The following is an 11808-nucleotide window of genomic DNA, read 5'->3' on the forward strand; positions in this document are numbered from 1 at the left end:
ATGGGCCCATGAACGCGAAGCCGAGCACCACCGATCCCGGCCCGGGCCTTGCAGCCTACCCCGGGGAAGATGCCGACACCGACGCGGCCATCGAGGCCCTCGAACAACAGCTCAGCATGCTGTGGCGCCGCGCGCGGTCGAATTCCTACAAGGTCGCCCGCCGCGTGCACCCCGACATGGAGCCCGCGGCGTACGGACTGCTGGTGATCCTCCAGCGCGAAGGCTCCATGCGCCTCACGGACATCGCAGCGAGCGTCGGGGTGGGCAAGCCCTCCGTCAGCCGCCAGATCGCCATGCTGGAACAGCTCGGACTGGTCCAGAAGGAAGCCGACCCCCTCGATGGGCGGGCCCAGGCGATCTCGCTGACGGACGCGGGGACGAGCCAGCTCGTCGCGGCCCAGACCGCTCGCAAGCAGGCATTCCACCAGCTGATGGAGGACTGGGACGTCGAGGACCTCACCCGGCTCGGGACCCTGATCGCACAGCTGAACAACACGTACACCAAGGACAACTGGTAGCAGACAGCAGGAAGGCCCGTCCCTGCAGGGACGGGCCTTCCTTGTCGTGGGCGTCCTAACGGTTCGTCGCCGCGAGTCCCCGACGGAAATCGTCGTTCAGTTCGTCGGACAGGTCCTCGCCGAACTCCCGGGAGAACTCCTGGGGGATGGTGTCCGGGATCGAGACGCCTTCTGCTTCCGCCAGGCGGTCGCTGACTTCCCGCAGCATCGAGGAGAGCGGCACCTCGAGTGCACTGCAGATTGATGAGAGGAGTTCGGAGGATGCTTCCTTCTGTCCACGCTCGACCTCGCTGAGGTATCCGAGGGAGACCCTCGCACTGTGCGACACCTCGCGCAGGGTGCGGCCCTGGCGCTGGCGGACGTCACGGAGGACGTCGCCGATTTCATGGCGGAGAACTACCATCTTGCGCTCCTTGGGCTTGCGTTGTGCATCCTCTGCCAACCCCACATCGCGCCAACGGACGACGCCGTTTACGGATACGGGCTGCTTTACCATCTGTATCGCTTGCTCCCTCATGAATGCGGCACCGCCGGAATCGCGGATGCCGCGTGATGATGACCTGCCCGATCTGCTTGAGCCTGAGTCGCCAACCCTATCAACGGCCGGCAGTGTTTATAACTACCCCCGACCCCCGTTTGTTCCCCTGGACAGTTCTTCGAGGAGCTCGCGGAGCACCGCGTCGCAGGAGGCACTCCTGATGCTCGCGCGGTCCCCGGAGAAGGAATGACCGAACGCCTCGGTGCCGGTGGGCGTGGAGATCGCCGTGAACACGGTGCCCACGGGCTTCCCCTCGTGCGGTGCGGGGCCCGCGACACCGGTGGTGGAGATGCCGATGTCCGCGGCGAGGGCCACCCGGACGCCGTCGGCCATCGCCGCCGCGACGCGTGGATCGACGGCCCCCGCGGTGGCGAGGAGCTCGCCCTCCACGCCTAGGAGGTTCTGCTTGACCGAGACCTGATAGGCGACTATGCCACCCTGCAGGACGGCCGACGCACCGGGGACGGCGGCGAGGGACGCGGCGACCATCCCGGCCGTCAGCGACTCCGCCGTGGCGATGGTGAGGCCGAGCCCGGACGCCAGTGCGACGACCTCGGCCGCCGGTCCTGCGGACGTCACCGGCGGGCGCCCGCCCGCAGGCGGATCGCCTGGACGATGTAGTCGACGCCGGTCACCACGGTGATCACCGTGGCGGCGGCCATGACGGCCGCGGCGAGCCACCAGGCCCAGTCCCCCGCGACCGCCTGCAAGGGGATGAGGAACAGCAGGATCGCGACGGTCTGCACGACGGTCTTGAGCTTGCCGCCGCGGGAGGCCGGCATGACGCCGTACCGGATGACGGCGAACCGCAGGAGCGTGATGCCGATCTCGCGGACGAGGATGAGGATGGTGACCCACCACCACAGCTCGCCCAGCACCGAGAGCAGCACCAGCGCGGATCCGATGAGCAGCTTGTCCGCGATCGGGTCGGCGATCTTCCCGAAGTCGGTGATCAGGCCGCGGCTGCGGGCGAGGTCCCCGTCGAGCTTGTCCGTGTAGATGGCGACGACGAACGTCGCGACCGCCAGCCAGCGGAACAGCCCTGCCCGTCCGTCGTCGAGCAGGAGGAACCAGATGAAGAACGGCACGAGCAGGATGCGCACGACGGTGAGGACGTTCGCGATGTTCAGGACCGGCACCGCCGGGCTCGGGGAGGTACTCACGATGTCAGGCTACCTGCCGGTGAGGTTCCACGCGTCGTTGTCACCGTCGTCGCCGCCGTCCGAGGCGTCCGCGCCGTCGTAGTAGTCCACGGCCTGCGCGCGGGAGGCGAGGTCGTCGGCGACGAGGTCGATCGGTTCGGGGGCCACGGCACGGGACGGGGCCGGCGGCTCGTCCCCGCGCATGGCCGAGAGGACCGGTTCGAGGTCGTCCGGCTTGACGAGGACGTCGCGGGCCTTGGAGCCCTCGGAGGGGCCGACGACGCCGCGCGACTCCAGCAGGTCCATGAGCCGCCCTGCCTTGGCGAATCCGACGCGCAGCTTGCGCTGGAGCATGGAGGTGGAGCCGAACTGCGTGGTGACCACCAGTTCGGTGGCCTGCAGCAGGACCTCCAGGTCGTCCCCGATGTCGTCGTCGATCTGCTTCTTCGGGGCGTCGACCGCGACGTCCTCCCGGTACACCGCCTGGAGCTGGCCCTTCACGTGCTCGACGACGCGGTGGATCTCCGATTCGGTGACCCACGCGCCCTGCACGCGCATCGGCTTGGACGCTCCCATCGGCAGGAAGAGGGCGTCGCCCTGGCCGATCAGCTTCTCCGCGCCCGGCTGGTCGAGGACGACGCGGGAGTCCGTGACCGAGGACGTCGCGAACGCCATGCGCGACGGGACGTTCGCCTTGATCAGGCCGGTGACGACGTCGACCGACGGCCGCTGCGTCGCGAGGACGAGGTGGATGCCGGCGGCGCGCGCGAGCTGCGTGATCCTCACGATCGAGTCCTCGACGTCGCGCGGGGCGACCATCATCAGGTCGGCGAGCTCGTCGACGATGACCAGCAGGTACGGATAGGGCCGCACGACGCGCTTGGACCCCTCGGGCGGGACGACCTTGCCGTTCCGGACCGCCTTGTTGAAGTCGTCGATGTGCTTGTAGCCGTAGTTCGCGAGGTCGTCGTAGCGCGTGTCCATCTCGCGGACCACCCACTGCAGCGCCTCCGCCGCCTTCTTGGGGTTGGTGATGATCGGCGTGATGAGGTGCGGCACGCCCTCGTAGGCGGTGAGTTCGACGCGCTTGGGGTCCACCATGACCATGCGCACCTCGTCGGGCGTGGAGCGCATCAGGATGGAGGTGATCATCGAGTTCACGAACGAGGACTTGCCGGCGCCCGTGGCGCCGGCCACGAGGAGGTGCGGCATCTTGGCCAGGTTGGCGACGACGAACCCGCCCTCGACGTCCTTGCCCACGCCCATCACCATCGGGTGGTCGGTCTTGCGGGCATTGCCGGAGCGCAGCACGTCCCCGAGGGAGACGGTCTCGCGGTCCGTGTTGGGGATCTCGATGCCGATGGCCGACTTGCCCGGGATCGGCGAGAGGATCCGCACGTCGGAACTGGCCACGGCGTACGAGATGTTCTTCGACAGGGCGGTGACCCGCTCCACCTTGGTGCCGGGGGCCAGCTCGATCTCGTAGCGGGTGACCGTGGGGCCACGCGAGAAGCCCGTGACCTTGGCATCGACGTTGAACTGGTCCATGGTGTGCGTCAGCGCCGCGACGACCGCGTCGTTCGCCTCGGACCGTTCCTTCGGCGGCGTACCGGCGGGCAGGTAGTCCGACGGCGGCAGGGTGTAGGTGACGTCGCCGGCGAGCTGCAGCTGCTCGGTGCGCTGCGGGATGGGCGTCGGAGGGACCTGGGGCTGCACGGGCGTGGAGGGGACGATCATCGCCCGCGCGGCGGGCACGACGTCGATCGCCTCCGTGGCGCCCTCGGGCTCCCGCTCCGGTTCGGGCGCCGGCACGCGCGCGGCCTGGGACCGCTTGAGTTCCTCGGCGGCCAGTTCCTGCTTGGTCGGACGGCGGACACCGGGCGGGACCGCCGCCTCGGCCTCGCGTGCCCGGCGCTCCTCGTCCTCGATCACCGCGCGCTCGAACGCCTCGTCACCGACGTAGCCGTCCGGGTCGGCGTCGTGCTCGGCGTCGAAGGGGGCGTCCTCCCTGCCCTTGCCGAAGAGGCGCTTGCGCTTCTTCGGTCCGGGCTTCGCCGAGGCGCCGTGCGTCTCGTAGAGGTAGCTCTGGTCGTGGCCGTCGTCCCGGCGGTGCGCTGCGTCGTCGGGGTCCTGGCCCATGAGGTGCTCGTACAGCGTCCGCAGGCGGGCCGGGATGTGGCGGAAGGGCGTGGCCGTGACGATCAGGAGCCCCAGGAAGATCGCGACGGCGAGCAGGAGGGCGACCGGCCAGGCCGTGAGGACGGTGCTGAGGGGGCCCGCGACGAGGAACCCGACGACTCCGCCGGCACGCCAGAGGGCGTCCAGTCCGTCGGCCAGTCCCGGCCGGCCCCCGACGAGGTGCGCGATGCCGGCACCCGCGAAGAGGAGGACGAGCTGTCCGATGGCGATCCGGTTGTTCGCCCGGTGGCGCTCGGGGTACCGGAACAGGCGGACGGCACCGATGCCGAGCATAAAGGGCAGCAGCAGGGCCATCCAGCCGACCGTCCCGCCGGCCGCGGCGTGCACGACATCGGCGACGGGTCCGGCCAGGGCCCACCACTCGACGGCTGCGACCGCGAGGGCCACGACGAGGAGGAAGAAGCCGGAGCCGTCCCGGCGGAGTTCGCGCTCGGGGTTCACGTCGTGCCCGAAGGTCCGGACGCCGGACCCGACGACGCGCGCCATGCCCATCCAGACGGCCTGCACGGCGCGCAGCGGGAACGCGAGCCGGTCCTCGGGCTGCGGCTCGGGGGCGGCGGGGGCCTGCCGTGTCCTGGCCGGGGTCCGCCCGGTGCCCTTCGCGGGCGCCTTGCTCCGGGGTGGTCCTGCAACGGCGGACGCACCCTTGCTGCGGGTCTGGTGCTGGCCCCGCGGGGCTGGGGACGTTCGAGTGGCCATGATCCTCACGGTACCGGACGGGCCCGGCGAAGCGTCGGATTTCCGGCCTTCCGGACCCCGGTGCACGCGACGCACCGGGGTCCGGGACCCTCCGGACCCCGCGGGCTCAGGCCTCGAGCACCACCGGGATGATCATGGGACGCCTGCGCAGGCGCCGGTTGACCCAGGTACCGACGACACGGCGCACCACCTGCTGCAACTGGTAGGTGGTGTGCTCCGTGGTGTGCATCACGGCCTCCTCGAGGGCCTCGCTGATCCGGGGCTTGATCTCGTCGAAGACGGAGCTGTCCTCGGCGAATCCCCGCGCGTGGATGTCCGGGCCGGAGACGATCTTCCCGGTGGTCCTGTTGACGACCGTGATGATCGAGATGAAGCCCTCCTCCCCGAGGATCCGGCGGTCCTTGAGGTCCGCGTCCGTGATCTCGCCGACGCTGGACCCGTCCACGTACACGTAACCGCACTCGATGGCGCCCACCACGCGCGCCCTGCCGTCCACGAGGTCGATCACCGAGCCGTCCTCGGTGAGCAGGACATTCGACGCCGGGACCCCCGTCTGCTGTGCGAGCTTGCCGTTGGCGATGAGGTGGCGGGTCTCGCCGTGCACGGGCATGACGTTCTTCGGACTCAGGATGTTGTAGCAGTAGAGGAGCTCACCGGCCGCGGCGTGGCCGGACACGTGGACCTTCGCGTTGCCCTTGTGGATGACGTCGGCGCCGAGCTTCAGCAGCCCGTTGATGACGCGGTAGACGGCGTTCTCGTTGCCGGGGATGAGCGAGGACGCCAGGATGACGGTGTCGCCCTTGCCGACCGTGATGCGGTGGTCCCCGTTGGCCATCCGGGACAGCGCCGCCATGGGCTCGCCCTGCGAGCCGGTGGACATGAGGACCACGCGGTCGTCGGGGAGGTCGTCCACGTTCTTGATGTCCACGAGGATGCCGTCCGGGACTCTGAGGTATCCGAGTTTCGCCGCGATCGCCATGTTCCGTACCATCGACCGCCCCGCGAAGCACACGAAGCGCCCGTGGGCCGAGGCGGCGTCGAGCACCTGCTGCACGCGGTGGACGTGCGAGGAGAACGACGCGACGATGATGCGCTTGCGGACCTGGCCGAACAGGTTCTCGAGGACGGGGCCGATCTCGCGCTCCGCCGTCGTGAACCCGGGGACGTCCGCGTTCGTCGAGTCCACCATGAAGAGGTCCACGCCCTCCTCGCCGAGGCGGGCGAAGGCGCGCAGGTCGGTGATGCGTCCGTCGAGCGGCAGCTGGTCCATCTTGAAGTCGCCCGTGTGCAGGACGTTCCCGGCCTCGGTGCGGATGAACACGGCGAGGGCGTCGGGGATGGAGTGGTTGACCGCCACGAACTCGCACTCGAAGGGGCCGAACTGCTCGATCTGGCCCTCGGACACCGTCAGGGTGTACGGGCGGACACGGTGCTCCTGCAGCTTCGCCTCGATCAGCGCGAGGGTCAGCTGGGAACCGATCACGGGGATGTCGGCCTTCAGGCGCAGCAGGTACGGGACCGCGCCGATGTGGTCCTCGTGGCCGTGGGTGAGGACGAGGCCGACGATGTCGTCGAGCCTGTCCTCGAGGTAGGAGAAGTCGGGCAGGATCAGGTCGACACCGGGCTGGGTCTCCTCGGGGAAGAGCACCCCGCAGTCGACGATCAGGAGTTTGCCGGAGATCTCGAAGACCGCCATGTTGCGGCCGATCTCGCCGAGTCCGCCCAGCGGCACGACGCGCAACGTGCCGGGTTCGAGGGCCGGCGGCAGGGCGCGGGCCGCCGGGCCGACGCCGGCCGCGTCGCTCATGCCCGGACGCCCTCGCGGGCGAGGGCCCCGAGGTCCCAGCCCGCCTCCGCGAGGTCGGCGAGCACCGGCTCCAACTCGCGCTGGTCGGCTTCCACGAGGGGCAGGCGTACGACGGCGTTCGGGAGCACGCCCTGCAGGTGCAGGATGTGCTTCGCGGACACCGCACCCGGGAGATGCGTCATGACCGCGCGGATCACCGGGTCGAGGTCGAAGTGGATGCGGCGCGCCTGGGCGAGGTCCCCGGCGGCGGCGGCGTCGACCAGGCGGCGGAAGGCGGCGGTCGCGACGTGTGCGCTGACACTGACGACACCGACGGCACCCGCGGCCATCCACGGGAGGGTGAGCCCGTCGTCGCCGGAGTAGACGTCGAGGTCGGTGTTGGCGAGGACGCGGGTCACAGCGGCGAAGTCGGCCTTCGCGTCCTTCAGGGCCAGGATGCGGGGGTGGTCGGCGAGGCGGAGCATCGTCTCCGTGGTGATGGGGATGCCGGAGCGGCCCGGGATGTCGTAGATCATGATCGGGAGGTCGCTCGCCTCGGCGACGGCGGAGAAGTGGCCGAGCACACCGGCCTGGGTGGGCTTGTTGTAGTAGGGCGTCACGACGAGCTGCCCGTGCGCGCCCGCCCGCTCGGCGCGCCGCGCCATCTCCACCGAGTGCGAGGTGTGGTTGGTGCCCGTGCCCGCGATCACGCGCGCCCGGTCCCCCACGGTCTCGACGACCACGCGGTAGAGGTCCTCCTTCTCGGAGTCCTCGAGCGTGGAGGTCTCACCGGTGGTGCCGGACACGACCAGCCCGTCGGAGCCGTCGTCGACCAGTCTCGTGGCGAGGGCGGCCGTGGCATCGAAGTCCACGGAGCCGTCGGCGGTGAACGGCGTGACCATCGCGGTCACGAGGGAGCCGAACGGGAGGATGCGCGAGGGGGTTTCAACCATGGGTGAAACGTTACCCGTTCCGCCCGCGCCTCGGAGGACCGGCCCTCCTGTGGACTCGCGCCCTCAGGAGGGGCGGGGACGGCTGTGGGACCATGGCGGGATGCACACGAAGCCCGCGCGGCGGTTGACCGGGATCGATGCGGCCCGGGGCGTGGCGCTCTTCGGCATGATGAGCACGCACGTCCTCCCCCTGTACACACCGGGCACCACCGAGGCCACCTGGACCGCTCTGCTCTTCTCGGGCCGCGCCTCGGGGCTCTTCGCCGTCGTCGCCGGCATCGGGCTCGCGCTCCTGACGGGTGGGAGCACCCCGCACCGCGACCGCACGCTGTCGGCCGACCGCCGGGGCATCGCGGTGCGCGCCGTGGTCATCGCGCTGATCGGGCTCGTGCTCGGCGGGGTCGAGACCAACATCGCCATCATCCTGTTCCACTACGGCGTGCTGTTCCTGGTGGCGCTGCCCTTCACCGGCCTCCGCGCGGGACCGCTCGCCGCATGGGCCGCGGGCTGGCTGGTGCTGGCTCCCGTCGCGGCCTACCTGCTGCGGCCCGTGGTGGCCGCCGGCGTGGACCCGGACTCCCTCGGCGGCAACCCCCTGTTCGACTCCTTCCTCGTGCCGCAGACGCTGGCCGCCGACATCTTCCTGACGGGCTACTACCCGGTGCTGCAGTGGCTCGGCTTCCTCCTCGTGGGCATGACGCTCGGGCGACTCGACCTGTCACGGCTCGGGGTCCAGCTGGGGCTCCTCGGCGCCGGCGTCGCCGCAGCGGTCGGGGCGAAGCTCCTCAGCGCCCAGCTCCTCGGGCCGGGCGGCGGCCTCGCGGCGCTCCTCGGGACGCCGGACGGGAGCCGCTACCCGCTGGAGGCGATGCTCGACGTCGGGCTGGCCGGCGTGGAGCAGTCCGGCTCCTGGTGGTGGCTCGCGGTCAGCGCACCGCACTCGGGCGCGACCCTCGACCTGGTGCACGTCGCGGGGTCCGCTGCGGCCGTCGTCGCGGCGTGCCTGCTGCTGACGCGGCGCTTCCCCTCCGCGCTCCTGCCGCTGTCGGCGCCGGGGGCCATGACCCTGACCCTGTACAGCCTGCACATCTGCGTCATGAGCTGGGCGGACCAGCTGGCCCCCCTGCCTGATCCGACGCAGCTCTACTGGCTGCAGGTGATCGCTGCGGTGGCGATCGGCATCCTCTTCCACCGCATCCGCTCCCGCGGCCCGCTGGAGCTGCTGGCGTCCGGCGCCGCGAACGCCGCCCGGGACGGCTCGGCCGCCGCCCGGCGGTAGCCGGACGTGCGGGCCCGCTGCTATCGGGCGGAGCCTGCTCCGTGCTGCGCGTACAGCTTCGCGGCGTCGCGCATCGCCCGCCGGGCACGCTTCCGGTCGCCCGCGGCATCATAGGCGCAGGAGAGCCTGAACCAGCTGCGCCAGTTGTCGGGATCGGCCTCCGTCTCGGCCTGGTAGGCGGGGAACGCCTCGTCCGCGGCGGACCGCACGATCCGGCCCGCCGGGGTCCTCGGCAGGTCGTCCACGGGCAGGCCGCCCTCGTCGTCGAGCTGCCGCGCCATGCGCTGCGTCTGGGCGCCGAAGAGCAGTTCGCGGATCAGTGCCCAGGCGCCGATGCAGGGCAGGAGGAGGTATCCCGCTCCGATCGCCTTGGCCACGGGCTCCGGGTCGCCCAGCAGCAGGATGCTGCGCTGGAAGGCGACGACGAGCCAGAAGACGAGCAGCGCCGTGACGAGCAGGACGCCGAGCTTGACCCTGTGCTCCCGGTAGAACCCGACGGCCCTCATCGGCCGGTCCCGCCGGTCTGCAGGTCCAGGTAGCCGTCCAGTCCGACCGTGAGGCCCGGATGCTGCGCCACCGAGCGGATGCCGAGGAGGACGCCGGGCATGAACGACGCCCGGTCGAAGGAGTCGTGCCGGATGGTGAGCTGCTCCCCCGGGCTCCCGAGCAGCACCTCCTGGTGCGCCGTCAGCCCGCGCAGGCGCACCGAATGGACCGGCACGCCGTCGACGCGTGCCCCGCGGGCGCCGTCGAGCTGGTCCCGCGTGGCGTCCGGACCGGCCGGGACGTTCGCGGCGACCCGGGCCCGGGCGACGAGCTGCGCCGTCCGCACCGCCGTCCCGGACGGGGCATCCACCTTGTCCGGGTGGTGCAGCTCGATGATCTCGACCGACTCGAAGTAGCGTGCCGCGGTGGCTGCGAAGGCCGTGGCGAGCACGGAGCCCAGTGCGAAGTTCGGCGCGATCAGCACGCCGGTGCCGGCAGAGCCCGCGAGCAGGGCCTCGAGGCGCTCGAGGCGCTCGGCGGTCCAGCCCGTGGTCCCGACGACGGCGTGCATACCGTGCTCCACGGCGTAGGAGACGTTGTCGGCCGTGGCCTCCGGAACGGTCAGGTCCACGACGACGCGCGCACCGGCGGAGACGAGGGTGTCGAGCGGGTCGCTGCTGCCGAGGGCTGCGACGAGTTCGAGGTCGGCGGCGGCGTCCACGGCGCGGACGGCCTCCGCGCCCATGCGTCCCCGCGCACCCAGCACGGCCACGGGCAGAAGTTCGGTCATGCCGTCAACACTACTGTTCCGTCCCGGCCCCGACCCATTCCACGGTCCCGTCGGCGAAGAACTGCTCCTTCCAGATGGGGACCCGCTCCTTCACCAGGTCCACGAGGTCGGAGCAGGCCCGGAAGGCCTCACCCCGGTGCGCCGCCCCGACGGCCGCGACGAGCGCCTGGTCGCCGATCGCCAGCGGCCCGACGCGGTGGGCGACCCAGATCCGGATGCCGTCGTGACGGGCTGCGATCTCCTCGGCGACCTCGCGGATGATCCGCTCGGCGCTGGGATGCGCCGAGTAGGCCAGGGACGCCACGTCGCGTCCGCCGTCGTGGTTGCGCACCACGCCGCTGAAGCCGACGACGGCCCCGCAGAGCGGGGAGTCGACGCCCGCGTACGCCTCCTCGGGGGTGATGGGGGTCGCGGCCACGGCTGCGTGGACGACGTCACCGGTGGTCATGGGAGCCCTCCAGCTGGGAGCAGATGTGGTCGATGAGGGGCGAGAGCACGGCGAGCCCGTCGCGGACACCGCCGGGTGATCCCGGCAGGTTGATCACGAAGGTCGATCCCGCGGTGCCAGCCAGTCCGCGGCTGAGGACGGCGGTGGGGACCTTCTCCGAGCCGGCACGACGGATGGCTTCCATGATCCCGGGAAGGCTCCGGGTGAGGTACGGCACGGTCTGCTCCGGGGTGGCGTCGTCGGCGCTCAGCCCCGTGCCGCCGCTCGTGATGAGCACGGCGGGCCGGGCCTCCAGCGCCCTGCCGATGGCCGTTCCCACGGCGTCGCCGTCGGGAACCACCACCGCGTCGGCGACGGCGAACCCGTGGCGGTACAGCCAGTCCGCGATGGCGGGGCCGCACTCGTCCTCGTACGTCCCGGCGGCCGCCCGGGTGGAGGCGACGACGACGGCGGCGGGGCGGAGGGCACTCATGCGGTCCAGTCCCCACTCTTGCCGCCGGACTTGGACAGCACGCGCGTCCCGTTGATCACGGCGTGCTTGTCGACCGCCTTGATCATGTCGTACAGCGTCAGCGCAGCGACGGACACCGCGGTCAGCGCCTCCATCTCGACGCCCGTGAGCGCCGTGGTCCTGACGAGGGCGGTGATCCGGACGTGCCCGCCGTCGGGCACGAAGTCCACGGTGACCTTGGACAGGGGCAGGGGGTGGCACAGCGGGATCAGCGACGAGGTCTGCTTCGCGGCCATGATGCCTGCGACCCGCGCGACGGCGAGGGCGTCGCCCTTCGGCAGCGCGCCGTCCGTGATGAGCGCGACCACGTCGGGCGTGGTCTCGAGCGTGGCCTCGGCGACGGCCTGCCGGGTCGTCGCCTGCTTGCCGGAGACGTCGACCATATGCGCGGTGCCGTCGGCCCGGACGTGGGACAGCCCGTCCGCGGGGAGGGGTGGGTTCATGGGGAGGTCCTTTCTG

Annotated in this window: 13 protein-coding genes; 2 read left to right on the forward strand and 11 right to left on the reverse strand. The window is 71.2% G+C overall.

What is annotated here, in order from left to right:
- Window positions 1–8 precede the first annotated feature (8 nt).
- Entirely contained in the window at window positions 9–518 is a 510-nt protein-coding gene (locus tag AC0Z9V_RS09070) for a MarR family winged helix-turn-helix transcriptional regulator (RefSeq protein WP_244186183.1), read from the forward strand.
- Window positions 519–573: 55 nt separating this feature from the next.
- On the opposite strand, the gene AC0Z9V_RS09075 is transcribed toward AC0Z9V_RS09070, so the two are convergent.
- The 6 genes from AC0Z9V_RS09075 to dapA form a co-directional block, all read right to left on the reverse strand.
- Window positions 574–1014 (reverse strand): helix-turn-helix domain-containing protein, encoded by a 441-nt coding sequence (locus tag AC0Z9V_RS09075; protein WP_133082223.1) that lies wholly within the window; start codon window positions 1012–1014, stop codon window positions 574–576.
- Window positions 1015–1137: 123 nt separating this feature from the next.
- Complete coding sequence (locus tag AC0Z9V_RS09080; protein ID WP_133082222.1) at window positions 1138–1635, reverse strand: CinA family protein; 498 nt, start codon at window positions 1633–1635, stop codon at window positions 1138–1140.
- Window positions 1632–2222, reverse strand: a complete 591-nt coding sequence (gene pgsA / locus AC0Z9V_RS09085) for a CDP-diacylglycerol--glycerol-3-phosphate 3-phosphatidyltransferase (RefSeq protein WP_432206150.1) — start codon at window positions 2220–2222, stop codon at window positions 1632–1634. The genes AC0Z9V_RS09080 and pgsA overlap by 4 nt, the downstream gene beginning before the upstream one ends.
- A 6-nt stretch (window positions 2223–2228) precedes the next feature.
- On the reverse strand, window positions 2229–5096 hold the full coding sequence (locus AC0Z9V_RS09090; protein ID WP_485141318.1) for an FtsK/SpoIIIE family DNA translocase: 2868 nt from the start codon (window positions 5094–5096) through the stop codon (window positions 2229–2231).
- A 106-nt stretch (window positions 5097–5202) separates the two neighbouring features.
- Window positions 5203–6903: a ribonuclease J gene (locus AC0Z9V_RS09095; protein ID WP_485141319.1), complete on the reverse strand. Its 1701-nt coding sequence runs from the start codon at window positions 6901–6903 to the stop codon at window positions 5203–5205.
- On the reverse strand, window positions 6900–7835 hold the full coding sequence (gene dapA / locus AC0Z9V_RS09100) for a 4-hydroxy-tetrahydrodipicolinate synthase (protein WP_208740809.1): 936 nt from the start codon (window positions 7833–7835) through the stop codon (window positions 6900–6902). Before dapA ends, AC0Z9V_RS09095 begins: the two co-directional genes overlap by 4 nt.
- A 100-nt stretch (window positions 7836–7935) precedes the next feature.
- Here dapA and AC0Z9V_RS09105 point away from each other — a divergent pair, with 100 nt between their 5' ends.
- The gene (locus AC0Z9V_RS09105; RefSeq protein ID WP_485141320.1) at window positions 7936–9114 is read left to right on the forward strand and encodes a heparan-alpha-glucosaminide N-acetyltransferase domain-containing protein; all 1179 of its coding nucleotides are present in this window, start codon (window positions 7936–7938) and stop codon (window positions 9112–9114) included.
- Window positions 9115–9134: 20 nt separating this feature from the next.
- On the opposite strand, the gene AC0Z9V_RS09110 is transcribed toward AC0Z9V_RS09105, so the two are convergent.
- The 5 genes from AC0Z9V_RS09110 to moaC are packed head-to-tail and all read right to left on the reverse strand — an operon-like array spanning window position 9135 to window position 11792.
- A complete protein-coding gene (locus AC0Z9V_RS09110) occupies window positions 9135–9620 on the reverse strand; it encodes a hypothetical protein (RefSeq protein ID WP_133082216.1) in 486 nt (161 codons plus the stop codon).
- Window positions 9617–10390: a 4-hydroxy-tetrahydrodipicolinate reductase gene (gene dapB / locus AC0Z9V_RS09115; RefSeq protein ID WP_485141321.1), complete on the reverse strand. Its 774-nt coding sequence runs from the start codon at window positions 10388–10390 to the stop codon at window positions 9617–9619. Before dapB ends, AC0Z9V_RS09110 begins: the two co-directional genes overlap by 4 nt.
- Window positions 10391–10400: 10 nt before the next feature.
- The gene (locus tag AC0Z9V_RS09120) at window positions 10401–10838 is read right to left on the reverse strand and encodes a molybdenum cofactor biosynthesis protein MoaE (protein WP_208740001.1); all 438 of its coding nucleotides are present in this window, start codon (window positions 10836–10838) and stop codon (window positions 10401–10403) included.
- Window positions 10825–11310 (reverse strand): MogA/MoaB family molybdenum cofactor biosynthesis protein, encoded by a 486-nt coding sequence (locus tag AC0Z9V_RS09125; RefSeq protein WP_208740002.1) that lies wholly within the window; start codon window positions 11308–11310, stop codon window positions 10825–10827. Before AC0Z9V_RS09125 ends, AC0Z9V_RS09120 begins: the two co-directional genes overlap by 14 nt.
- Entirely contained in the window at window positions 11307–11792 is a 486-nt protein-coding gene (gene moaC / locus AC0Z9V_RS09130) for a cyclic pyranopterin monophosphate synthase MoaC (RefSeq protein WP_485141322.1), read from the reverse strand. Before moaC ends, AC0Z9V_RS09125 begins: the two co-directional genes overlap by 4 nt.
- Window positions 11793–11808 lie beyond the last annotated feature (16 nt).

It is taken from the genome of Arthrobacter sp. UYP4, assembly GCF_057291175.1.